24 protein-coding genes are annotated in these 24,733 nt (G+C 50.6%); 19 read left to right on the top strand and 5 right to left on the bottom strand.

Annotation, left to right across the window (positions count from 1 at the left end; all coding sequences use genetic code 11):
• Nucleotides 1–189: 189 nt before the first annotated feature.
• Nucleotides 190–708: a dihydrofolate reductase family protein gene (locus tag KQP79_RS13045; RefSeq protein ID WP_264386521.1), complete on the top strand. Its 519-nt coding sequence runs from the start codon at nt 190–192 to the stop codon at nt 706–708.
• Between the two features lie 96 nt (nt 709–804).
• Here KQP79_RS13045 and KQP79_RS13040 read toward each other — a convergent pair whose 3' ends face one another.
• Nucleotides 805–2,889 (bottom strand): type IA DNA topoisomerase, encoded by a 2,085-nt coding sequence (locus KQP79_RS13040; protein ID WP_264386520.1) that lies wholly within the window; start codon nt 2,887–2,889, stop codon nt 805–807.
• Between the two features lie 26 nt (nt 2,890–2,915).
• Entirely contained in the window at nt 2,916–4,220 is a 1,305-nt protein-coding gene (locus KQP79_RS13035) for a DUF3945 domain-containing protein (RefSeq protein WP_264386519.1), read from the bottom strand.
• A gap of 556 nt (nt 4,221–4,776) precedes the next feature.
• Here KQP79_RS13035 and KQP79_RS13030 point away from each other — a divergent pair.
• Nucleotides 4,777–5,478: a DUF6088 family protein gene (locus tag KQP79_RS13030; RefSeq protein ID WP_122342094.1), complete on the top strand. Its 702-nt coding sequence runs from the start codon at nt 4,777–4,779 to the stop codon at nt 5,476–5,478.
• Nucleotides 5,479–5,487: 9 nt separating this feature from the next.
• Nucleotides 5,488–6,504 (top strand): nucleotidyl transferase AbiEii/AbiGii toxin family protein, encoded by a 1,017-nt coding sequence (locus KQP79_RS13025; protein WP_122342095.1) that lies wholly within the window; start codon nt 5,488–5,490, stop codon nt 6,502–6,504.
• Nucleotides 6,505–6,547: 43 nt separating this feature from the next.
• Here KQP79_RS13025 and mobC read toward each other — a convergent pair whose 3' ends face one another.
• From mobC to mobA, 3 genes are read right to left on the bottom strand one after another with little or no spacing between them, the layout of a single operon-like run.
• Nucleotides 6,548–8,557, bottom strand: coding sequence for a conjugal transfer protein MobC (mobC, locus tag KQP79_RS13020; protein ID WP_117959299.1), 2,010 nt, complete (start codon nt 8,555–8,557; stop codon nt 6,548–6,550).
• A gap of 20 nt (nt 8,558–8,577) precedes the next feature.
• On the bottom strand, nt 8,578–9,846 hold the full coding sequence (locus tag KQP79_RS13015) for a relaxase/mobilization nuclease domain-containing protein (RefSeq protein WP_264386518.1): 1,269 nt from the start codon (nt 9,844–9,846) through the stop codon (nt 8,578–8,580).
• Entirely contained in the window at nt 9,831–10,253 is a 423-nt protein-coding gene (gene mobA / locus KQP79_RS13010; protein WP_122338351.1) for a conjugal transfer protein MobA, read from the bottom strand. Before mobA ends, KQP79_RS13015 begins: the two co-directional genes overlap by 16 nt.
• Nucleotides 10,254–10,806: 553 nt before the next feature.
• Between mobA and KQP79_RS13005 the strand changes: the two genes are divergently transcribed.
• The 16 genes from KQP79_RS13005 to KQP79_RS12930 all read left to right on the top strand — a co-directional run bounded on the left by KQP79_RS13005 (nt 10,807) and on the right by KQP79_RS12930 (nt 24,725).
• The gene (locus tag KQP79_RS13005; protein ID WP_070753205.1) at nt 10,807–11,589 is read left to right on the top strand and encodes a ParA family protein; all 783 of its coding nucleotides are present in this window, start codon (nt 10,807–10,809) and stop codon (nt 11,587–11,589) included.
• Nucleotide 11,590: 1 nt separating this feature from the next.
• Nucleotides 11,591–11,992 carry a DUF3408 domain-containing protein gene (locus KQP79_RS13000; RefSeq protein WP_008648474.1) on the top strand — a complete coding sequence of 134 codons (402 nt, stop codon included), beginning with the start codon at nt 11,591–11,593 and terminating at the stop codon, nt 11,990–11,992.
• Between the two features lie 2 nt (nt 11,993–11,994).
• Nucleotides 11,995–12,657 carry a hypothetical protein gene (locus KQP79_RS12995; RefSeq protein ID WP_070753207.1) on the top strand — a complete coding sequence of 221 codons (663 nt, stop codon included), beginning with the start codon at nt 11,995–11,997 and terminating at the stop codon, nt 12,655–12,657.
• A gap of 169 nt (nt 12,658–12,826) precedes the next feature.
• Entirely contained in the window at nt 12,827–13,123 is a 297-nt protein-coding gene (locus KQP79_RS12990) for a DUF4134 domain-containing protein (protein ID WP_004308755.1), read from the top strand.
• A 618-nt stretch (nt 13,124–13,741) separates the two neighbouring features.
• Complete coding sequence (locus KQP79_RS12985) at nt 13,742–15,550, top strand: reverse transcriptase/maturase family protein (RefSeq protein ID WP_264386517.1); 1,809 nt, start codon at nt 13,742–13,744, stop codon at nt 15,548–15,550.
• Nucleotides 15,540–15,947: a DUF4133 domain-containing protein gene (locus KQP79_RS12980; protein ID WP_264386516.1), complete on the top strand. Its 408-nt coding sequence runs from the start codon at nt 15,540–15,542 to the stop codon at nt 15,945–15,947. Before KQP79_RS12985 ends, KQP79_RS12980 begins: the two co-directional genes overlap by 11 nt.
• The gene (locus KQP79_RS12975; RefSeq protein WP_264386515.1) at nt 15,944–18,457 is read left to right on the top strand and encodes a TraG family conjugative transposon ATPase; all 2,514 of its coding nucleotides are present in this window, start codon (nt 15,944–15,946) and stop codon (nt 18,455–18,457) included. The genes KQP79_RS12980 and KQP79_RS12975 overlap by 4 nt, the downstream gene beginning before the upstream one ends.
• Before the next feature lie 11 nt (nt 18,458–18,468).
• On the top strand, nt 18,469–18,819 hold the full coding sequence (locus KQP79_RS12970) for a DUF3876 domain-containing protein (protein ID WP_004326111.1): 351 nt from the start codon (nt 18,469–18,471) through the stop codon (nt 18,817–18,819).
• Entirely contained in the window at nt 18,819–19,445 is a 627-nt protein-coding gene (locus KQP79_RS12965) for a DUF4141 domain-containing protein (protein WP_008648479.1), read from the top strand. Before KQP79_RS12970 ends, KQP79_RS12965 begins: the two co-directional genes overlap by 1 nt.
• Before the next feature lie 19 nt (nt 19,446–19,464).
• Complete coding sequence (gene traJ, locus KQP79_RS12960; RefSeq protein ID WP_007845741.1) at nt 19,465–20,460, top strand: conjugative transposon protein TraJ; 996 nt, start codon at nt 19,465–19,467, stop codon at nt 20,458–20,460.
• Nucleotides 20,461–20,480: 20 nt separating this feature from the next.
• Nucleotides 20,481–21,104 (top strand): conjugative transposon protein TraK, encoded by a 624-nt coding sequence (gene traK / locus KQP79_RS12955; RefSeq protein ID WP_070751071.1) that lies wholly within the window; start codon nt 20,481–20,483, stop codon nt 21,102–21,104.
• Between the two features lie 4 nt (nt 21,105–21,108).
• Nucleotides 21,109–21,405, top strand: coding sequence for a TraL conjugative transposon family protein (locus KQP79_RS12950; RefSeq protein ID WP_005924209.1), 297 nt, complete (start codon nt 21,109–21,111; stop codon nt 21,403–21,405).
• Nucleotides 21,383–22,699, top strand: coding sequence for a conjugative transposon protein TraM (gene traM, locus KQP79_RS12945; protein ID WP_264386514.1), 1,317 nt, complete (start codon nt 21,383–21,385; stop codon nt 22,697–22,699). The genes KQP79_RS12950 and traM overlap by 23 nt, the downstream gene beginning before the upstream one ends.
• 33 nt (nt 22,700–22,732) lie before the next feature.
• Nucleotides 22,733–23,668 (top strand): conjugative transposon protein TraN, encoded by a 936-nt coding sequence (traN, locus tag KQP79_RS12940; protein WP_227035165.1) that lies wholly within the window; start codon nt 22,733–22,735, stop codon nt 23,666–23,668.
• A 3-nt stretch (nt 23,669–23,671) separates the two neighbouring features.
• A complete protein-coding gene (locus KQP79_RS12935; protein WP_005785941.1) occupies nt 23,672–24,253 on the top strand; it encodes a conjugal transfer protein TraO in 582 nt (193 codons plus the stop codon).
• Between the two features lie 13 nt (nt 24,254–24,266).
• Nucleotides 24,267–24,725 (top strand): DUF3872 domain-containing protein, encoded by a 459-nt coding sequence (locus KQP79_RS12930; protein ID WP_004329653.1) that lies wholly within the window; start codon nt 24,267–24,269, stop codon nt 24,723–24,725.
• Nucleotides 24,726–24,733 lie beyond the last annotated feature (8 nt).

The raw sequence follows: 24,733 nt of genomic DNA, 5'->3' as shown, positions 1-24,733 counted from the left end.
CACTTTTCAAAATGTGGGGATATTCAGCGCAGGATATGCTATGCGTTTGTCATAGCGTGGCTGCACTGTTTCCACATTTGGGTATGCCAGTACCTCGCATCGAAACAGCGTCATGCCACGCTTTCTTTTTGGGGTGGCGGCTAACGTGCCAAGACAGTAGGGATTTATATCACTTTAATACCTGACAATATGGAACAAATCAAAGCGCACATCGCCGTATCGCTGGACGGGCATACCGCCACGCCGGACTATGAACTGGACTGGATGCCCCGTGAGGTCAAGGAACTGGCGGCAAGGGAACACGCCGCCGCAAGCTGCCTGCTTATGGGGGTGAACACCTACAACTACATCTTTGAACACTGGGGCGGGTGGCCGCACAAAAGCAAACGGTCTTTTGTGGTGTCACACTACGACACCAACGTAACGCCGGACTGCGGCGTGGAGTTCCTGACAGAAGAACCGCTGCAAAGGATTCATGAACTGAAACAGGAAACCGACATGCTGGTGGTGGGCGGCGGCAAGCTGCTTACTTCATTGATTAAAGCCGGGTTGCTGGACAGCCTGACAATCTACACCGTCCCGGTCATGGCGGGCAAAGGTATCGGCTTTATCGGGGAAACATTCGGCTCGCTGTGGAAACTCTCGGAAAGCAGGGTGCTGGATAACGGGGTGGTCTGTTCGACCTACCTGTTTGGCGGGAGCGTATAAAAAATGCGCCCGGTTCCCGCCGGGCGCAACCACTAAAATTTCAATTATTATAAGTTGTAAAACCTATCACAATGAAATTTCAGTGGCAAAGATAGGCTATTTCTTCGGTTTCGCTTTCTTTTCGGGGAATGAAAAAACGACATTGAACTGTTCGTCCAGCACAAGCGAGGCATCGAAAGCCTTGCCGTTCTTGCCCTTGAAGCCCTTGATTAGCCCGGTCTTGCGTTTCGTCACCAGTTCGACAATCTGCTTGTCGGAAAGCTGCTTGTCGCACTTGTTGCGGAATATGGTAAGCGTGCAGTCCACGTTGGAACACTTCGCCACTTTCGGGTAGAACAGGATGCGCCCGCTGCCGCATTTCGGGCAGGGGCAGGTTTCACCAGTAGCGACAGATAGCTGCACCGATAGCAGTTCTGCGGTGATTTGCGTTGCGTACACCTCGATACCCTTTCGGAACGTGTCGGCATCCATGCTTCCCGCTTCTATCTTGGAAAGGGCGGTTTCCCACATGCCCGTCATTTCGACATCGGCAATCTTCTTGTCCTTGACAATCCTGTAAACGGCAAGCCCCTTGTCGGTGGGTACAAGGTTCTTCTTCTCACGCACGATGTACTGGCGGGCGAACAGCGTTTCGATAATCGCCGCACGGGTGGCAGGCGTGCCTATCCCGGCATCTTTCAGGCTGGCTTTCAGTTCGGCATCCTCCAGTTCCTTTCCGGCGTTCTCCATTGCCGCAAGCAGGCTACTTTCCGTGTGCAGCGGTTTCGGCTTGGTCTGCTTCTCCAACAGTTCCACGTTGGAAATCGGCAGGCTTTCGCCCTTTTGGAGTGGCGGCAAGGTGGCGTTATCTTCATCTTCGGTGTCCTGCTCGCCGAACACGGCACGCCAACCTGCTATTTTCATCACCGCACCTTTCACCGTGAAGTCGGTATCTCCAGCCGACAATATGGCGGTGGTAACGTCTTTCACGCACTTGCCCGAAAAGACTTCCAGCATACGCCCGGCTACCAGCTCGTAAACCGCCCGCTCGTCTTTGGAGAGTTCGCCGGGCAGGTTCTCGGTAATGATTAAGGCGTGGTGGTCGGTCACTTTGCCGTCATTCACGCTGCGGCGGTTCAGTGCTGCACCGTCCAGCCCGGCGGCATACCCGGCAAAGCGGGGGTATTGCCCTAACAGGGCGATGCGCTCCGGCATTTCATCGAAAACGTCCTCCGATATATAGCGGCTTCCGGTTCTCGGGTAGGACATCACTTTCTTTTCATACAGGCTTTGCGCTACGGAAAGCGTCTTGTCAGCCGAAAAGTTCAGCTTCGTGTTCGCTTCCTTTTGCAGCGTGGTAAGGTCGTACAAAAGCGGCGGTTCTTGGCTGGCTTCTTTCCTCTCGACGGATTTCACGGAAAGCCGCCCGGCATCCTTTACCCGTTGCAGGGCGGCTATGGCTTCGGGCTGTTGCTCCCACTTGGCGGTAGATTGGACGGTGAAACTTATTCCCCCGCTGGCGGTCGCCACTTTGAGTTGCCAAAACTTGGCGGGTACAAAATTCTTGTTCTCCAAATAGCGGCTGCATATCATTACAAGCGTGGGTGTCTGCACCCTGCCCAGCGAGAACACACCCTGCCCGGCGGCTACGCTCAACGCTTGGGTGGCGTTTATCCCTACCAGCCAGTCCGCTTCGCTGCGGGACTTGGCAGAGAGGTAGAGGTTATCGTAACGCTCTCCCGGTTGCAGGTTTTCCAGCCCCTCACGGATTGCCTTGTCGGTAAGGCTGCTTATCCACAGGCGCACAAAGGGCTTGGTACAGCCCAAATAGTTATAGATGTAACGGTGTATCAATTCGCCCTCACGCCCGGCATCGGTGGCGACAATAATCTTGTCGCACTGGTCGAACACTTCCTTTATCACTTTCAACTGTTTCAGCACGCCGGGGTCTTCCTTGTAGCCTTTCTCGGCTTTCACCTGACGGGGGATTAGCTGGAAATCGGGCGGCAGTATGGGCAGGCTCTCCCTGCGGAAGTTCGCCACGCCGTAGGCTTCCGGCATGGCAAGCTGGATTAAGTGGCCGAACGCCCATGTCACCATATACCCGTTGCCGGAAAGATAACCGTCATTACGCCGGGTCGCCCCGATGATGCGGGCGATGTCCTTTGCCACGCTGGGCTTTTCTGCTATCAATGCAATCATAATTCTTTACTTTTTAATGGTGGATATTACATTTTCATTCCTTTGGACTTCTTGGGTTTGTCCGCTTTCAGGCTCTTATCCTGCTTCTCTTTCTGCTTGGCGGTGGGCTTGTCCTGACCCTGTTTCAGCGGCTCTTTGCCCTGCTTGGTGGCTTCGTTGGTCTTGCCCTCCGAATTGACCGCTACCTGCGTCCGGCTCTCGGCGGCGGGGGTAACGTCTTTCGGCTGCACCTTGTCGGGGGATTTGCCCTGTGCGCCGGACTGCACATGACCGTTGAACTCAACGCCCTTTCCGTCCTTTAACCCGGCTACCTGCTGCTCTGCGGGCTGCTGTCCCTGCTGCAAGAACTGGACGGCAGACCTCGGCAGGAACTCCAAGCCACGCTCCACTGCGCTGACCTGCAAATAGGCACTGCGCCGTGTGCCGTCCCTGAATTGCAGGTTTTCCATTTTCACCGCTTGCCCGGCTTCAAAGGCGGCTTTCTGCTCCGGGCTAACTTGCACGCCGCAAATGGTGTCGGGGCATTTCCACTTGTCAGCCCGCATATATTCCAGTTCGTGCGTGTACCTGTCCCGGCTGACGAACACGGGGATTTGCTCGCCGCTTTTCGGGTCTTTGATTTCAGCAATGCCGCCCAAGTTGCCAGTGCCTTGCAAGTTGCCCTGTTCCTGCTTGGTGAACTCGTGTTCGTGGAACGGGCGTTGCAACAGTTTTTCGTCCTGCTGCACGCCGTGCAGCTTGGGTACTACCGTGCCGTCCTTTGCCTGATAGAAAGAGAGCTTGACATCGGTAGGTTTGAGGTAGAAGCCGCCCACCGTCCCCGAAACGGTGTAGGTGTTGCGGGACTTGTAGCCACGCATCACCCGGTCGAAGTCATTCGTGTTTTTCAGGGTGTCGGCGGTGATGCCGACTTTTTTCAGGTTCTCCCAGTCGATTTTTGCAGGGTCGAAGCGGTAGCCCTGCTTGAACTCGTGGAAGTCGGGCTTCGGAACTCGCAACATTTCAGCCCGCTTGCCGCCCTCCGGTGTCGGGTTGCGGTGGTTGTCCTCGATTGCCTTTGCGTCCTGCTCCGCTTGGGAAGCCTTGACGCTGAACAGTTCCAGCCCGGAAGTGTCCTGGAATTTGCGGAAGAAATTGGAAATGAAGTTGCTGAACACATCGCTGTTCTTGTCCACCTGCATGAACTCGCCGGCATGTGTCGGCGGCACGGTCTGCAAATTGCCCTCCTTGTCGATACCCTTAACGGCACTCACCTTTCCCTGCTGTTTATCCAAGACCAGCAGCACGTCTTTTTCCTGCCCCTCTGCGGGCGGGGTCATTCTGTTTGCCATAAATAATTGAAATTTTAGCGGTTACGGGAATAGTCCCGCCCAAAGGTAGCGACTAAATATGCTATATTTGGAAGGGCGGCAAAGGCTGTCCGAATTTGTCCTGCGTTGTCTGAAATTGTCCGGGTGGGGTAATTACTGCGAGCAATATTCGCAGAATTGAAAAGGGCGAAAAAAAAGAGAGCGAAGTTAATCACTCTCTTTGAGTGAGCCATTTGTGAGCCATTTGTATATATTGTTTTCGGCTTATAATCAACAGTTTTACAAAATTTGTATTATACTTGCGAGCCATTTGTGAAGCGTTTATGAAACGTTTATGGAACGTTTACTATTTTATCAATAGACTAATAATGAGCTACATATCAAAATTAATACTGAAATACAGCTTATTTTTGGAACGTTTGTGAAGCGTTTGGCAAGCCTTTGATTGAGTTTCCGTTATTCTTCTATTATCAGGTGACACGACAAAAAGAAAACATCTTCGGTAAAATATTTGTTATGTTTTTGCAGGTAATTACATAATATACTATCTTTGCAGATAGAAATAAAGGAGATAAATATGGCTTCATTCAGAAAAGAGATACTTGGGCAGATTGAACGGATAGATACCGGGCGTATATTCACGTTCCGGGATTTGTCGTTTGAAACGGAAAAAACCGCCAATGTTGCGGTGCTACTTTCCGAACAGAGCCGCAAAGGGGTACTGGTACGGGTTGAAAAGGGGGCGTACTACCGTCCCAAGAAATCAGTGCTGGGGCTGGGAAAGCTGCCTGTCTATCAGGATGAACAGTTCCGCTACCTGACTGAAAAACTGAACGGCTATATCACGGGGGCTTACATCTATAACAAAATGGGGCTGACCGAACAGGTTGCCACAACCATAACGATAGCCACTCCTAACCCGGTTCGCCGTTTCCGTTTCAAGAACTTGGATATAGAGTGCGTGAAAGCCTACTGCATGGATTACCCGGATGAAAGCCTTGTCCCGTACTTGCGGCTGCTCGATGCGATAAAGGACATGAAGCGCATACCCGGAACAACCGGGCAGGACATCTACGACCGGGTCAAGAGCCAATATTTCAACGGGTATAGCCTGCCGGAACTGGAAAAAATCGTATCTTTGGCGAAAAGTTACCCGCCACGTGTCAGAAAGGTGGTGGCGGACATACTGGGCGACATCAGACAAACCGTGTTGCAAACGGAAATGGCAAAGACCATTCTTCCCACGACACGGTTCAACTTGGATTATAAAACAGCATAGGACAGAAATATGAATTTACATTCGGACAAGGAAGCGTTCAAGGAAATCATCGCACTGGCGGCTGAACATTTCAGCTACGAGCAGTCGCACGTGGAAAAGGATTACTGGGTATCGAAGATACTGCGGGATATTTCCATGTCCGAATATGCGGATAAGACCTACTTCAAAGGCGGAACTTCACTTTCCAAAGCCTACGGGCTGATAGAACGTTTCTCGGAAGATTTGGACTTGTTCGTGTTCACGGGTGATAAAGGTGCGTCCAAGCAGGCGGAAAAGACATTGAACAAGAAACTTTCCAAATACATAGCCGAACTCAATAGTGACATATACAAGGAAGATTTGTCGGAAACGGGCGGTAATTATCGTAAACTGTATTTCTCGTATGACAATGTATTTCAAGGCGTGGGACTGAAAGAACATTTGGAAGTAGAGATAAAATCCTGTGACCTGCCGGACAAAAAACTGATGTTCTACCCGGCGGACAAGCGGGTTATCAAACCGATTGTGACCGCCTTTCTTGAAAGCATCGGGCAAGAGGAACTGATAAGCACCTACGGGCTGGGAAGTTTTGAAACGCAATGTATCAACCCCCGAAAGACTATATGCGACAAGGTTTCAAGGCTGGTAAAGCTGTCTTACAATGAGGATGCAGCCGCACTGTTGGCAAAGCATATCCGTGACATTTACGACTTGTCGGCACTCTACCACAATCAGGAATATAACGATTACCTACATTCGGAAGATTTCTTGGATGCCATGTACCGGGTGACGATAGAGGACGGACTAAATAAAAACTCCCGTTCGCACTTGTCGCTGGCTGATGCACCGATATTCAAGGATGCCGAAGCGGTCATGGCGTTGCCCGAAGTGGCTACGGCGTACACTACCGATTTGAAGAAACTGACTTTCGACAAAAGCAAGATGCCGCCGATAGGCAAGGCTGTGGAAGCATTGAAGAACCTGCACGAAATATTAGTGCGTTTTGAAGCCTACCGCACCAAAAAGCAAAATGAAGAACAACCGTAAAGCTACATCGGCTGTTCTTCACTCCATACATTATTATATACAGCTATTCTTCCTCCTTAATCAAGTGGCATAGCTCCGGGTCGTTCTTAATCCGGGTTATCTCGTCCTCGACTATCTGCCGGACTTCCTGACGGATGCGGTCATAGTTGGCTTGTATCTCCTCCTGCATCCGGTCGTTGCCGTCCTTGTCGGTAAAGTCGATTATCTGCGGCAACTTCATGTAACGGGCGGTTTCCCGCTTCACCTTTTCATTGTCCACCACGATTTCGCAGTGGAAAATCTTCTGCTCTATCCGTTCATCGAAGTTGTCTGCCACAGCACCCACGAACATACCTTGCGTGAGGTTGGATATTTTGCTGGCAGGTATCAGGCTGTCCATTTGGGTGCTTATCGAGGTGGATTTTTCCCGCTGGTTTATCGTCATGCTCTGCCGTTTCTGCAACACCTTACCGAAACGTTCCGATAGGATTTTTGCCGTTTCACCGACTACCTGACCGCTGAACACGTTGCCCACAGTATTTTGTATCACCCGGCTTTCCTTGTCCCCGTAATCACGGGTAAGCTGGCTGTAATCCTGAAAGCCTAACAGAACCGCTACCTTGTTGCTTCGTGCGGTTGCAATCAGATTGTCAAGCCCTCGAAAATAAATCGTTGGCAGCTCGTCTATAATCACCGAACTTTTAAGCTGACCTTTCTTGTTTATCAGCTTCACGATACGGGAATTATACAGTCCCAGTGCCGCCGAATAGATGTTCTGACGGTCGGGATTGTTACCGACAACCAGTATTTTAGGCTCTTTCGGGTTGTTGATGTCCAGCGAGAAATCATCACCCGTCATTACCCAGTAAAGGGCGGGTGAAATCATCCTTGAAAGCGGGATTTTCGCACTGGCTATCTGCCCCTGCAACTGTTCAACTGCCGAACTTTCCCATGCGTCCACGAACGGGGAAAGATAGTTTTCCAATTCGGGATAGCTACGCAAAATGGTGAACACATCGGCGTATTTCTTGTTCAACAGTTCAATGGCATGGGGAAACGTGCAATACTTACCGCCTTGATAGATACGGAGATACCAAATTATAGCCGCCAAAAGAATAATCGGGCTTTCCACGAAGAAGTCGCCCTGCTTGCTTATCCAGCTGCGATTGAGGTTAAGCATTATCGTGTAGCTCGCTTCATAAGCATCCGCAATGTCCGACATGAAGCTGGCGTTTATCGGGTTGCATCGGTGGCTCTTGCGTGGGTCGTCAAAATTGATAATGTAGAATTTGGGCTTTACCTTATACCCGTCCAAGTGGTTAAGCAAATGATTGTAAGCGATTTCCGACAAATCGGGAAACTTATAATCATAACAGTAAAGTGCAAAACCTTTCTCGATTTGCTGTTTTATGTAACTGTTTACCACCGCATACGACTTGCCGCTACCCGGTGTTCCCAGTACAAGGCTGGCACGGAACGGGTTCACGACATTTATCCAGCCATTATTCCATTTCTTCTTATAGTAGAACCGGGTAGGCAGATTTACCGAATACTCGTTCTCGATAAACCTTGTTTCCTGCTGGAAACTTTCGTTTTCCGTGTTAAAGACATCTTCCATGAGGTTGTTTTTCAACAACCGGGACATCCATGTACCCGCCATGAGCATACAGATATAGCCCACCGACAGCGTGGCGATATAAAACACGGCATCCGCCGTGTGTGGCAGCGGAAGTTCCAGCAGCCACCAGTTCAGGAAAAACAACACGACACCCGCCGCAAGGCTGCAATGTATCTTCGTCCACGTTATCTTTTCCTCTTTCACGCCCTTAGTGCCGATACACGACAGGGCGAGGAACACCACCGCAAAAAGTTTCGTCCAAAGCACGGACGAGAACAGCCCGGTAGTGCGCTGGAAGTTCCACAGTATCTTGTCTATCACTTCAAAGGTCACTCCCCACTCTTTCAGGGTGGAGTAACAGAACCAGTACACGTTTATTCCCACGAATAGAATACTGACAGCCCGCATAAAGTCCATGACCCGTGCAAGCCCCCTTAAATCATCTTCCTGTTGCATGATTGTAATGTTTTTTTAAGTTAGTCAATGCGCCTTGTGCGCTTCTTTTTCTTCTTTCTCTTTTGGCGGGCGGTGTCCTGCGGCTCGTCACCGCCTGATGCACCGCCGCCCAGCAAACCGCCGAAAGCACCCAGCACGGAAGCCACGCCCGGAACGAAGTCGGATTTCGGCGTGAAGCCCGGTTGTTCCTGATGCGTGGGGTGGTCTTGCTGCGGTGCTGACACTTCGGGCTGGTGCATCTTTCCGGTTTCGCCCGAAAAACGTTCGTTGAACACGTTCGCCGAATACTCCTTGCCCAAGCGTGAACCGTTCAGCACCACCCGGCTGTCGTGGTCGATGAACGTAACGCCATAGATGCGCCCGCTGTCGTTCTGACGGAATACCACGTCAATGCCCCGCTTCCTTAGCTGCTGTTCCAGTTCTTTGCGGCTGCGGGCGGTCTGCATGGCAGTGGCGACAATCTTCCGGGTGCGCTCTTTCAGTTTCCCGTACTTGATTGCTTCGCCCGATTTTTCCATTCTGCGCCGCACCGCTTCATAACCTACCGACTTGCCGATGCGGGAAGCCTTTACCGGGTTGCCCACCTTTTCTCCTTTGTCGTTCATGGCGGAATAGACAATGCCCTGATAGGGCTTGCCGTTTATCTCGCCCTTGACTTCCTCGGCGCACACGTTGTAAGCGGCAAGCAAAGCCTTGTATTCCCCGAACGACTGGAAGCGGTAGCCGTGGCAAGCCGCTTTCACTGTATTACCGATTTGGTGCTTCACGTCCCCGGCGGCATAGTCCACCTTTTTCAGTTCCGGGCGTTCGGCACGCTCCTTCCGCTCTGCCGGGTGCAGCCCGTATTTCTTTTCCAGTTCACGGGTGATTTGCTTGCTGCGCCGATGCTCGAACTTGTCATTCAGCGGCTTGCCGTTCTCGTCCACCCGCAACCCCACGATGTGGATGTGGTGGCGAGCGATGTCGGTATGCTTGTACACCAAATAAGGCTGGTCGCCATAGCCCAACTTCCGCATATACTCCCGTGCGATGTCGGAAAGCTGCTGGTCGGTCAGCACGTCTTCCGGGTGCGGGTTTATGGAAATATGAAGTATCGGCTTCTTGGTGGATAGCTGGACGGGCATTTGCATTTCAAAACTGCGCATACACTCGCCGATAGAGAAATTCCCGTCCTCGCTCAACAGCATCCGGTTGGAGAAAAGCACCTTTGCTTCCTCGCTGTCCACCTTGTTTTGGTTGTAAGCCAGTGCGCCGAACATATTGCCGCCCGTGCTTATTTTGGCAACCATAGTTCCTTGCACTCGTTTGTCAGCTCGATAACCTGACGGTTCAACAGAGATAATTCAGTGGTCGCTTTCTCCAGTTTATAGAGAAAAGCCAGTGCCTTTTTCTCCGAAAAATTGCTGTGCAATGCCTTTACAACTTGGTTGTAATTGACCGCTACCGCCCGGAATTGTGCATAAAATTCGGTCAAGCGGGCGCAATACTCGACCGCCGACTTGTCCACTTTCACCACCCGGAACGGTTCGCCGAACAGCCGGGCGGCGATGAAACGGGACTTGCTCGTGACGCCCGACTGCTCCCACTGCGAGAGGAAGCGGGCGTTCTCCCGGTCGTTCAGATAAAGGACATGGCGATGCTTCGCCGGGTCTGCGAGGGCGGGGCGACCGCCCTTGTTGGTTCTTCTTGTTTCCATACTTCTTTGGATTAAAAAATTACGACTTCGGAGTGATTTTTACCCCCGCAAGGGGCAAGGCGTTTTCAGGCACGGAAAACGGTTTTGTAGCATACAAAACACACCTTGCTATTTTCTGACGAAAATCGAAATCCGTCACGGACGGATTGGGGTTAGCGTGGAACGATAAGCCCAGCCATTCACCAGCCCTGTTTTACACCTGCGCCCCCTGCGGTTCGTTACTCCGCTGCAAAGTAACGGTGATTTATAATGCTGTAAAATAGGCGGTTGGTGGACAAAACGGGACAGCGCAGGACAAATCGGGACAAGGTTTTCAGGGGACGTTTTTTCTCCCTTTTTTTGCATCGGATTTCAAGATTGAAAGCAAGATTGAAAGAAATATTCCAATCAGGAAAGAATGATTGAAAGCAGGATTTCAATAAAACGTGATTGCAGGATTTCAATATTTCAAGAAAGAATGAAAGCAGGAAAACAAGATTGAAATAAAACAGTCTTTCAAGATTGCAATATGGAATGAATGATTGAAAGCAATAAATAAATCTATCAACCAATAATGAACGGAAGCAATATGGAAAACGAGAAAACACCCCTTTATGTCGCCTTTTCCACCCAAAAGGGCGGGGTCGGCAAAACCACCTTTACCGTGCTGGCGGCGAGTTACCTCTATTACCTCAAAGGCTACGATGTGGCGGTGGTCGATTGCGACTACCCGCAACACTCCATTGCCGGGATGCGCAAGCGGGATGCCGAGCAGGTCGGGGCAGATGAAGATTACAAGCGAATGGCGTATGAGCAGTTCACCCGGCTGGGGAAGAAAGCCTACCCGGTATTGTGCAGTTCACCTGAAAAGGCGATTGCAACGGCTGACGAACATATAGCCACCGGACACGTGCCGGATATAGTGTTTTTCGACCTGCCCGGCACGGTGAACAGCGAGGGCGTGATAAACTCCCTTGCGGGCATGGACTACATTTTCACCCCCATTTCAGCCGACAAGGTGGTGCTGGAAAGCAGCCTGTCGTTCGCAATGGCTATCCAAAAGCTATTGGTGAGGAATGAAGCCTGCCGACTTGCCGGGCTGTACCTCTTTTGGAACATGGTGGACGGTAGGGAGAAAACAGACCTTTACACCGCCTACGACAAGACCATTAAGGAACTGGAACTGCCGCTGATGAAAACCTTTATCCCCGATACCAAACGCTACAAAAAGGAACTGGTGGCGGATAAAAAGGCGGTGTTCCGCTCCACGCTCTTTCCCGCCAGCCGCCCGCTGGTAAGGGGAAGCAACTTGGAAGAACTGATAACCGAAATAGTGTACTACATCAAATTAAAATGATATGGCAAAGCAAAGCGGCGGGATGCCGAAGATAGACGAGGATTTCATGAAAGAGCTTATCTCGCAGGGTGTTCCCAGTAAACAAGATAATAATAAGACGAATGATGTACCGCAAGAAACACAAACAGAAACGGTGCAAGTAGAGAAACCGACACCCCGCAGGCGCAAGGGCGGTTCGGGCGACTACCGGGAAACCTACTTTCAGAAAGTGGAACTGGCAGACCGACAGCCCTTATACGTGAGCCGTACCACGCACGAGAAGCTGATGCGTATCGTGACAGTGATAGGCGGGCGCAAGGTGACGGTAAGCAGCTACGTGGAAAACATTCTGCTGCGGCACTTCGAGCAGTACCAAGACGAGATAAACACCCTGTACGAAAGCCACTTCCAAAAGCCTGTCTGACTATGATAATCTATTGCATACTTACCGGGCTTTTGGTGTACTATATCGCCCTATGGCTGTGGTATCGCTACACGGACAGCCGGACATCAACGGGCAGAACGGATGATGCGCCACTCCCACGAAACGGGGTTTCAGGCTACACGCTGATAGGTGAAAGCCGATACAAGGGCGGACTAATCGGGACAGCGCAGGACAAATCGGGACACCTCCCGCAAGCGGCTGAAAATGATACTATTTTTGCGCCGCAGGCTGACGGACAGCCGGAAGAAAACATTCCGGAAACAGCAGCCGAAGCGGAAGAAACGCCCGGTTACGAGAATGACGAACCCGACTACGAGGACGAGGAAATAGCCGGGTACATGGACGGTGACGATGATACCGGGCGGGCTACGGGCGTGAGCTTCGATGAACTGGGCGAAGCGGTACGCACGGCGAACGCCGACAACCCCACCGAAGCGGAGAAACGGCAAGCAGCCGGGACACTGGCAAGCATTGAGGGGACGAACCTCTACGATGCGGTGGTGGAGAACATCAACGGCGGGCTGGCAAAGGTGGCGGAACTGCTGGGACGCAACGAAGCGGAACTGGCTACGGCTGCTGTCCCTGCCGGAACTGGCGATACAAGCGAGGAACACGAAGCGTTCGACATGAACGATTTCCTATAATATAATAATGTATAAGCCTGACAGCATGAAACAACGGGATTACGGTTGATTGGCAACCTGAAAACAAACAGACAAACGGGACTATCCCCGACCACTAAAATTTCAAATTATTCACCAGCCGGGAAAGGCGGACTATCCACCCGCCGCCCGGCATTAAAAACAAATCACAATGAGAAAGAAAATCTTCTTGTCGGCGGCTATACTTGCCGCCGTGGTAAGTGCCTACGCACAAGGAAACGGGCAGGCGGGCATCACCGAAGCCACGAACCTAATCACCGGGTATTTTGACCCCGGAACAAAACTGGTGTACGCAATCGGGGCGGTCTGCGGCTTGATTGGTGGGGTAAAAGTATATAACAAGTTTTCAAGCGGCGACCCCGACACCTCAAAGACCGCCGCCAGTTGGTTCGGGGCGTGCATCTTCCTGATTGTCGCCGCCACTATCCTGCGTTCGTTCTTCCTCTAAAAAGGCGGCAATGTCTGAATATCCGGTAAACAGGGGTATCGGGAAGCCGGTGGAGTTCAAGGGTGCGCCCGTAGAGGTTCTTTGGCAAATACGTCAATAGCAAGACGTTAGGCGAGTGTTCGATAGCCTATCATCAATCGGCTTATCTGAAAGGGAAACCGGACAGGGAGTGTAGCATGCCGATAAACTGATAAGTCATATAACTACCAATATGCGACTGAATCAGGAGATGAAACGATAGATATGAGGATAAAGTCTGGATTGATTGAACGATAGTCCAAGCGGTATAACTCGGAACTGTGGCGGAAGGTAGTTATTAACGCCATACTGTAACACTTTTAGTTCCTCCTTTGAGAATTGGAAGCAGAACAGGTTACAGCGCGACTGCAATAAGCAGTAAAGGACGAAAGTCGTATCCGACAATCTATCAAAGCTATGTTGCCATAGAGCTAAACGGGGATTACCTAAACCGGAATGCCGAAAGGCTATGAAGTTTAGCTTCTGAATATCCGGCACGGTAACGGAGCTTCCGTAGTAGTCCGAGCGAGGGAAAGCCTCGTACATGGCGAAGGGAAGCAGTTAACATCTTTAATACAATTAACGGAAAATGTGAGAGACATGAGAAGTCCAGAAAAAGTATTAAACAGTCTGTCAGAGCATAGCAAATGTTCGGATTATAGATTTGAACGGCTCTACAGGGTTCTTTACAATGCAGACATGTTTCTGCTGGCTTACAATAATATACAGAGTAAGCCCGGAAATATGACGGCAGGTTCCGACGGTAATACAATCGACGGAATGAGCCTTAAACGTATTGAAAAATTGATTGGTGCGCTTAAAAACGAATCGTACCAACCAAATCCGGCGAGAAGAACGTATATCCCAAAGAAGAACGGGAAACTACGTCCTCTCGGAATACCATCTTTCGATGATAAATTAGTGCAAGAGGTAATTAGAATGATGTTAGAAGCAATGTACGAAGAATATTTTGAAAATACGTCTCACGGCTTTAGACCCAGACGAAGTTGCCATACTGCGTTAATACAAGTACAGAAGAACTTCACTGCAACCAAATGGTTTGTCGAAGGCGATATTGAGGGATTTTTCGATAACATCAACCATGATGTACTTATTGGAATCCTCAAAGAACGTATCGCTGATGAACGTTTTATTCGGTTGATTAGAAAGTTCTTAAAAGCTGGATATATCGAAGATTGGGTCTTTCATAAAACGTACAGCGGAACACCGCAAGGAGGTATTATTAGTCCGATTCTGGCTAATATATACTTGGATAAACTGGATAAGTATATGAAAGAATATGCCGAAAAGTTTGATAAAGGCATAAAACGGAAAATGAACCCAGAGTACAAAAGATATTCCGGAAAAATTTGGTGGCTTGGCACAAAGCTAAAGAAAACCGAGAATGAAGTTACTCGGAAAGAACTGATTACAGCGATAAGATGTATTCAGAAAAAAAGATTGATACCCTCTGTCGATGAGATGGACGAGAATTACAAAAGGATTAAGTATGTGAGATATGCGGATGATTTTATTATCGGTGTCATTGGGAGTAAAGCAGACAGCGAAACAATCAAAGAGGATATTAAAAACTTCCTCTATGATAAGCTGAAACTTACCCTTTCAGAGGAAAAAACTTTGATAACACATGGTAATAAACATGCTAAATTCCTCGGATATGAAATCTATGTTCGGAAGTTCTCTGATATGACCAAAAGAGGTGAGAAATCTGGAAATCTGATTAAAGTGTATGGTAAAAAGGTAGTATTAGAAATGCCAATGGAAGCTATGAAGAAAAAACTTCTCTATTACGAAGTGATGAGAATTCATCAATTTGAAAATAAAGAGAAATGGAAACCGATTAGCAGGTCAAAGGTGCTTCATAATGACGACCTTGAGATATTGGACACTTACAATGCAGAAATAGGAGGTTTTACAAACTACTATTCTATTGCTAATAACAGTTCACATCTTAACTCTTTCAAATATATCATGCAATACAGTATGTATAAGACTTTTGCAAAAAAGTACCGTATATCTGTTCGCAGAATCATAGCCAAATACCGCTATAACAAGGATTTTGCAGTATTCTATGAAAATAAGAAATGGGAAAGGAAAATGAGAGTTTTCTTCAACGGTAGCTTTAAGCGTAAAACCACCGCAACAGTATCAAATTGTGATAATCTGGCAAACACAATTTACAATACAGCTTATACCAGTCTTACGGAACGGTTGAAAGCGAGTAAATGTGAATTATGCGGTTCAGAAGGGAGTATTGAAATCCATCATGTCAAAAAACTCAAAGACCTGAAAGGCAAAAAGCCTTGGGAAATCCAAATGATTGGACGTCGGAGGAAGACATTGGCTGTCTGTATCCCTTGCCATAAAAAGATACATCATGGTGGATAGACTGAATATGTTAATGGAGAGCCGTATACATGGAGACGTGTACGTACGGTTCGGAGGCGAGTTCTTGGAAACCTACCGTAGTAATACGACAAGGCGCCGGGTACTTAGCCTACGGCTGAAAAGCCAGTACCTCTTTATCTTTTGCGGCGGCTTGCTCGCCGTCTTCGTGGTGTTCATCGTCCTGTTCATGGCAGGCGTGAACCAGTGGCTATGTATCGGTTTCATCGTGTCGGCTTCGCTGCTGCTCGTGTGGCAGACGTTCCGGCTCAACGCCAAGTACGGCACGCACGGGCTGATGAAAGCTGCCGCACGCAAAAGACACCCACGCTTCATTATCAGCCGAAAGGCGATACCCCGGCTGTTCAACTACAAAAGAAGAAAGGAAGAAAGAACATGAGGAATATGTTAAAGGCTACCACGCTGGAAAGGAAATTTCCACTTTTGGCGGTGGAGAACGGCTGCATCATTTCAAAGGATGCGGACATAACGGTGGCTTTCAGGGTGGAACTGCCCGAACTGTTCACCGTCACCAGTGCCGAGTACGAAACCATACATTCGGCGTGGTACAAGGCGGCCAAGGTGCTGCCCGACTACTCCATAGTACACAAGCAGGACTTCTTCATCAAGGAGAACTACCAGCCCGACACCGAAAGGGGCGAGCTTAGTTTTTTAAGCCGCTCCTTTGAACGGCACTTCAATGAACGCCCGTTCCTGAACCATTACTGCTACCTGTTCCTGACGAAAACGACAAGGGAGAGAAGCCGCCGACAGAGCGACTTCTCCACCCTCTGCCGGGGCAGGATTGTACCGCAGGAGATAGCCGACAAGGAAGCGGCGGCAAAGTTTATCGAAGCGGTCGGGCAGTTTGAAAGGATTATGAACGACAGCGGTTTTGTCACCCTTACCCGGCTGGCGGCATCGGAAATCACCGGGCAGGACGGAAAGGCGGGCATCATCGAGAAATACTTCTCGCTCTCGCAAACCGACACTACTTGCCTGAAAGACATCGGGCTGTACCCGGAAGAAATGCGGGTCGGGGACGATATACTGTGCCTGCACACGCTTTCAGACGTGGAAGATTTGCCCGGAAAGGTCGGGACGGACTGCCGATTTGAGAAGCTGTCCACAGACAGAAGCGATTGCAGGTTAAGTTTTGCCGCCCCGGTGGGCGTGCTGTTGTCGTGTAACCATGTCTATAATCAGTTCATCTTCATAGACGACCACGCCGAAAACCTGAAGAACTTCGAGCAGACCGCCCGGAACATGCAATCGCTCTCCCGTTACTCCCGTGCCAACCAAGTGAACAAGGAGTGGATAGACGAGTACCTGAACGAAGCGCACAGCAAGGGGCTTATTTCGGTACGCTGCCACTGTAACGTCATGGCATGGAGTGACGATAGGGACGAACTCAAACGCATACGCAACGATGTGGGAAGCCAGCTTGCGCTAATGGAGTGCAAGCCACGCCACAACACGGTCGATACGCCCACGCTCTTTTGGGCGGGCATACCCGGCAACGAAGCCGACTTCCCCGCAGAGGAAAGTTTCTACACGTTCTTGGGGCAGGCTCTCTGTCTGTTCGTGGAAGAAACGAACTACAAGAGTTCGCTTTCGCCCTTCGGCATCAAAATGGTGGACAGGGTAAGCGGTCGCCCGCTGCACATCGACATATCGGATTTGCCCATGAAGAAAGGCATCACGACCAACAGAAACAAGTTCATACTTGGGCCGAGCGGGTCGGGTAAGTCCTTCTTTACCAACCACATGGTGCGCCAGTATTACGAGCAGGGTGCGCACGTGCTGCTGGTCGATACGGGTAACAGTTACTTGGGGCTGTCCCGGCTTATCCACAACCGCACGCACGGCGAGGACGGGATTTATTTCACCTACACCAACGAGAACCCGATAGCGTTCAACCCGTTCTATGTCGAGGACGGGGTATTTGACATCGAGAAGAAAGAGAGTATTAAGACCCTGATACTCACCCTGTGGAAGCGGGATGATGAAGCCCCCAAACGGTCGGAAGAAGTGGCGTTATCCAATGCGGTAAGTGCCTATATCGACCTGATAGGCAAAGACAGTTCGGTAACGCCCTGCTTCAACACGTTCTACGAGTTTGTCCGGGATGATTACCGCCGACAGCTTGAACAGAAGAACGTCAGGGAAAAGGATTTTGACATTGACAATTTCCTGAACGTGCTTGAACCGTACTATCGTGGCGGTGAGTACGACTACCTGCTGAACTCCGACAAGGAACTGGATTTGTTGCATAAACGCTTCATTGTCTTTGAGTTGGATAACATCAAAGACCACAAAATTTTATTCCCGGTAACGACTATCATCATCATGGAAGCCTTTATAAACAAGATGCGCAAGTTAAAGGGGATAAGGAAGTTAATACTAATTGAGGAAGCGTGGAAAGCGATTGCATCGGCGAACATGGCGGACTACATAAAATATTTGTACAAGACCGTCCGAAAGTATTTCGGGGAAGCGATTGTAGTCACGCAAGAGGTAGAGGATATTATTTCTTCCCCTATCGTGAAAGAAAGTATCATCAATAACTCGGACTGCAAAATATTGTTAGACCAAAGGAAATACCTTAACAAGTTCGACAGCATACAGAACCTCTTGGGACTGACCGACAAGGAGCGTTCGCAGATATTGTCTATCAACATGGCGAACCACCCCGGACGGAAGTACAAGGAAGTTTTCTTCTCGCTGGGCGGCACACAATCGGCGGTGTACGCCACAGAAGTTTCGTTGGAAGAATATTACACGTACACGACCGAGGAAAGCGAGAAAATGGAACTGTTCGCCCTCGCCGACAAGCTGGACGGCAACCTTGAACTGGCTATCAAGCGGCTTGCAGAAAGCAAAAGAAATCCCCAATCATCAACAACTTAAAAATTAGGAACATGAAATGGATTGACAATCTGATATACACGCTATTGTCCGCCTGCCTGCTGGCGGGCTGCGAGGACAGCGGAAGCAAGGAGCTGGAAAGGATGCAGGGCTATTGGGTACACGTCAGGGGACACCCGGCTTTCACACTCTCGGAAACGGGCGGCAGATACACCGTCACCCGGAAAGCGAATGTCAGGGGCAGAATACTGGAAACGGCTTACCCGGTAACAGAACGGAACGGCTGCCTGTTCATCGAAACGGGCTTCCGCATACAGTTCACCTATGACAAAAAGACCGACCGGATAACGCTCATGCCCGGCGGCGAATACAAACGAGTTACAAACCCTGAAAACAAAAGATAATGAAAAGAACAATTCTCCTTATGGCGGTGTGCCTTTGCTTCATCGGCAAGGCATCCGCACAGTGGGTGGTGTCAGACCCCGGCAACTTGGCGCAGGGCATCATCAACACCACCAAGCAGATAGTGCAGACTTCCACCACTGCCAAGAACACGCTGGACGGCTTCATGGAAGCGCAGAAGATTTTCCAGCAGGGTAAAAAATATTACGATGCGCTCAAAGCGGTACACGATGTTGTCAAGGGCGGCATCAAGGTGAAGAAGTCCATTGAACTGGTGGCGGAAATATCCGAAATCTACGTGCGAAATTATCAGAACATGCTGGCAGACCCGAACTACACGCCGGATGAACTCACCGCCATTTCAGCCGGGTACGCAAAGCTGCTCTCCGAAAGTGCGGACGTGTTGCAGGACTTGAAGAATGTAGTGAACGTGACGGGCATGTCGCTGACGGATGCCGAAAGGCTGGCGGTAATCAACAACGCCTATAAAAGCCTGCTCAACTACCGCAACCTCGTGAACTACTACACCCGAAAGAACATATCCGTGTCCTACCTGCGGGCGAAGAAGAAGAACGACACCGACCGGGTGCTGGCTCTCTACGGCTCGGCGGATGAACGCTACTGGTAACATATAAATCGGTATGCCTATGTTATTAGCAGCGGTGGATTTTGACAACCTGCACCAAGTGTTGCGGGTGCTGTACGATGAAATGATGCCCTTGTGCAGCAACATGACGGGGGTAGCCAAAGGGATAGCCGGGCTGGGAGCTTTGTTCTATGTAGCCGCCAAAGTGTGGCAGTCGCTCGCACGTGCCGAACCCATAGACGTGTACCCGCTCCTGCGTCCCTTTGCGCTGGGGCTGTGCATCATGTTTTTTCCAACTTTCGTGCTGGGGACTATCAACACGGTGCTGTCGCCAGTGGTGAAAGGGTGCAACCAGCTTATGGAAACGCAGACTTTCGACATGAACGAGTACCGGGCGCAGAAAGACCGACTGGAATATGAAGCCCTGATGCGAAGCCCCGAAACGGCTTACCTCGCATCGGACGAGGAATTTGACCGACAACTGGAAGAACTGGGCTGGTCGCCCTCCGACATGGTGACTATGACGGGCATGTACATGGACAGGACGGCTTATAATATAAAGAAGTCCGTACGGGACTGGTTCAGGGAGTTATTGGAAATGCTCTTTCAGGCGGCGGGGCTGATTATAGACACGCTGCGCACGTTCTTCCTAATCGTGTTAAGCATACTGGGTCCGCTGGCGTTTGCGATTTCCGTCTATGACGGTTTCCAAAGCACGCTGACCCGGTGGATTTCACGCTATATCTCCATTTACCTGTGGCTGCCCGTGTCGGACTTGTTCAGCAGCGTGCTGGCACGCATACAAACCCTGATGCTCCAAAAAGACATCGAGCAGCTTTCAGACCCGGATTTCATCCCGGACGGGAGCAGCACCGTGTATATAATCTTTATGATTATCGGCATCGTGGGCTACTTCACCATTCCAACGGTGGCAAGCTGGATAGTGTCGGCTGGCGGTACGTCTGCCTATAACCGCAACGTGGCACGGGCTGGTTCAATCGCCGGGGCTGCGGTCGGTGCGGCAAGCGGGAAAGTAACCGGGAAACTACTCAAATAACCAACATCAATATTTAGTATATGGAATTTAAGTCATTAACGAACATCGAAACGAGTTTCCGGCAAATCCGGCTCTTTGCGCTGGTATTCATCTGCCTGTGCGCACTGGTGACGGGCTTTGCCGTGTGGAACTCGTACAGCTTCGCCGAAAAGCAGCGGCAGAAGATATACGTCCTCGACAACGGCAAAAGCCTGATGCTGGCACTCTCGCAGGACATGGCACAGAACAGACCCGTGGAAGCCAAGTCGCACGTGCGGCGTTTCCACGAACTTTTCTTCACGCTCTCACCCGACAAGGACGCTATCGAAAGCAACATCAAACGCTCGTTGTTTCTCGCCGACAAGACCGCTTTCAACTATTACAAGGACTTGGCGGAAAAGGGCTACTACAACCGGGTGATTTCCGGAAACGTCACGCAGACGGTGGAGATTGACAGCGTGAAGTGCGACTTCGACCAGTACCCCTACAAGGTGAACACGTATGCCCGCCAGTTGATTGTCCGGGAAAGCAGCCTGACGGTGCGAAGCCTTGTCACCTCGTGCCGGTTGCTTAACGCCACACGGAGCGACAACAACCCGCACGGCTTCATCATCGAAGCGTTCACCATTACCGAGAACAAGGATTTGCAGACCATTAAAAGATAGCCTTATGGAGAGAAAACGAAACCACATCGAAAAGGTGCGGGACTGGGCGGACGACCGCCTGCGCCGAATGTGCGGACGGATTACGCCGGGCAAAAGGCTGGCGGTTATCCTCCTGATGTTCTTCTTTTTCGGCGGCTTGTCTATCTACATCACCGTTTCATCAATCTACAATATCGGGAAACGGGACGGGCAAAGGCTGCAAATAGAACACATCAGACAACTGCCGTTGCACGGCAATGACACAACCAAAAGTATCAACCCGTTAAACAGACCGCAATATGGAAGAAGTACAGAAGAATGAGAACGGCACGACCGCACAGCAGGCGGACGGGAAGCCGAAAAAGGAAAATAAACCCAAACGGGAACTTACCCCGCAGCAGGTGCAGCAGCGCAGGAAAATGATAGTCTTCCCGCTGATGTTCCTTGCCTTTGCAGGGTGCATGTACCTGATATTCGCACCCTCCGGCAAAGAGGACGTGAATGTGGAAAGCGTGGGCGGCTTCAATGCCGACATACCCCTGCCCGCAGAGGACGGGATTATAGCCGACAAGCAAAAGGCTTACGAGCAGGCGGTGACAAACCGCAAACAGCAGGACAAGATACAATCCTTGCAGGACTTCGGTTTCACGCTGGACGATGATACGGAAGAACCACAAGAGGAAATCAATCTGATGCCGGAAGAAGATCCGAAGCCACAAAGGGGCGGCGGTGCTTCTTCAAGGGCGGCTTACCGGGACATCAACCGCCAGTTAAGTACGTTCTACGAAACGCCCCCTGTGGACGAGGAAAAAGAGGAATTGAAACGGCAGGTGGCGGAACTGACCGACCGACTGAAACAGCAGCAGAACGCCACGCCTACGGCTGACGACCAAATGGCTCTCTTGGAAAAGTCCTACGAGCTGGCGGCAAGGTACATGAACGGCGGGCAGGGACAAGTCGCACAAGTCCCGGTAACGGGCGGCATTGAACGCAAGCCGGATGCGGTGGCGGTGCAGGCTATCCGGGAAACGACCGTTTCGGGATTGCGGCAGCCCATGAGCGATGCCGATTTCATCCGGGTTTACAGCCAGCCACGAAACTACGGCTTCAACACGGCGGTAGGCACAGGGTACGCTATGGGAAAGAACACGGTAGCCGCCTGCATACACCAAGACCAAACGCTGGTGGACGGGCAGGCGGTGAAACTACGGCTGCTCGAACCCATGCAGGCGGGAAATATCGTTGTGCCGAAGAATACCCTTGTGGCGGGGACGGCAAAGGTGCAGGGCGAACGGCTCGACATACTGGTGTCCTCGATTGAGTACGCTGGCAACATCATCCCGGTGGAACTCGCCGTGTTCGACACGGACGGGCAAAAGGGGCTTTCCGTCCCGTCCTCTATGGAGCAGGAAGCGTTCAACGAAGCTATGGCGAATATCGGAAGCGGGCTGGGTACAAGCATTTCCTTTGCCCAAAGTGCCGGGCAGCAGGTGGCTATGGACGTGACAAGGGGATTGCTGCAAGGAACGTCCGGCTACCTCGCCAAGAAGTTCCGAACCGTGAAAGTGAAGCTGAAAGCAGGCTATAAAGTCATGCTGTATGCCAAACAACAATAACCATTTTATCAACCGTTAAAATTTCAATTGACAATGAAACAGATTTTTGGATTGTTCGCCCTCTTGCTGGGCGTGTGTGCGGCAAACGCACAAACCGCTGACACCGTGAAGTATGCGGCTGGCAACGACTTGTACCGGGGTATTACCCGGAAACTCCCGTACCGCCAAATGGTTACGCCCTACGGCGTGGAAGTGACCTTTGCCAAGACGGTGCATATCATCTTCCCCGCCGCCGTCCGCTATGTGGATTTGGGAAGCAACCACATCATAGCGGGCAAGGCGGACGGTGCGGAGAACGTAATCAGGGTGAAAGCCACGACAGAGGGCTTTCCGGGAGAAACGAACTTCTCCGTTATCTGCGAGGACGGCAGTTTCTTTTCGTTCAACGCCAAGTACGCCCGTGAACCGGAAATGCTCAACATCGAAATGAAGGACTTCTTGGAGAATGAAGATACGTCCGACTTCTCGCATACCCGGATGAACATCCATTTCCGGGAACTGGCGGGTGAAAGCCCGCTACTGGTGAAGCTGATAATGCAGAGCATCTACAAGAACAATGACCGGAAAGTGCGCCACTTGGGTAGCAAGCGTTTCGGCATACAGTTCTTAATCAAGGGGATTTACACCTATAACGGGATGCTCTATGTACACACGCAGACAAAGAACAGTTCCAACGTGCCTTTCGACACGGACTTCATCAGGTTTAAGATAACCGATAAAAAAGTGCCCAAACGCACGGTTATTCAGGAAGCGGTACTGGATGCGGTACGCAGCTACAACGAGGTGATAGAGATTGCCGGGAAATCGACCGTGCGCACGGTGTACGCCCTGCCGAAGTTTACCATTCCTGACGACAAGCTGCTGGTCGTGGAACTCTATGAGAAGAACGGCGGGCGGCATCAGACCATACGGGTGGAAAACGCCGACATCGTGAACGCAGAAGTGATTGACGAACTAAAAATCAAATAGGGAATGAAAAGACACATCTTTATAATGATGCTCTTTGCGCTGTGCCTGACCTCGTTTCAGGCACACGCACAAAGATACCTGCCGGGCATGAAAGGCTTGCAGGTCACGGCGGGCATGACGGACGGGGTGCATTGGAACGCCAATACGGATTTTGCCTACCACATCGGGGCGGCGTACAGCGTTTACACCAAGAACGCCAACCGCTGGGTGATTGGCGGGGAATACCTGCACAAGAAGTATGACTACAAGGATATGCAGATACCCGTAGAACAGTTCACCGCAGAGGGCGGCTATTACCTGAAATTCCTATCGGACAGACGAAAGACCTTTTTCCTTTCATTGGGCTTGTCGGCTCTCGCCGGGTACGAAACAAGCAACCGAAGCGAAAAGCTGCTGCCGGACGGCTCTACCTTGCTGGATAAGGACTGCTTCATTTACGGCGGTGCGCTGACGCTGGAACTGGAAACCTACCTGACCGACCGGGTGGCTCTGCTGTTGAACGCAAGGGAACGGGCGTTATTCGGCTCGGACATAGGCAAGTTCCACACGCAGGTATCTTTGGGACTGAAATTCATTATCAACTGACCGCTATATAATAATGTATATGAAGAATGTAATGTATAAAATCATCATGGGCTGCTACATCGTGGCCGCCCTCGTGCTTGTCACCGCCTGTAATGACAACTTGGATATTCAGCAGGCGTACCCGTTCAGCATCGAAACACTGCCAGTACCCAAAAGGCTGAAAGTCGGGGAAACCGCCGAAATACGCTGCCGACTGGTGCGTGGCGGCTATTACCAGCCGACTACCTATCAGATACGGTATTTCCAGCCGGACGGCAAAGGAAAGCTGGAAATGGATAACGGCACGGTGTTCCTGCCCAATGACCTTTACCCGCTGGAGAAAGAAACGTTCAGGCTCTACTACACCTCGGCATCGACCGACCAGCAGACGATTGACATTTATATCATCGACAGCTTCGGGCAGATGCAGCAACTTACACTATCATTCAATAATGACAACAGCGAAGAAGGAACGGAAACAATAACCCCCTAATAACAAAA

The organism is Bacteroides sp. DH3716P (assembly GCF_025914115.1).
Lineage (GTDB): Bacteria > Bacteroidota > Bacteroidia > Bacteroidales > Bacteroidaceae > Bacteroides > Bacteroides ovatus.
This window is presented reverse-complemented; position numbering and strand designations above follow the sequence as displayed.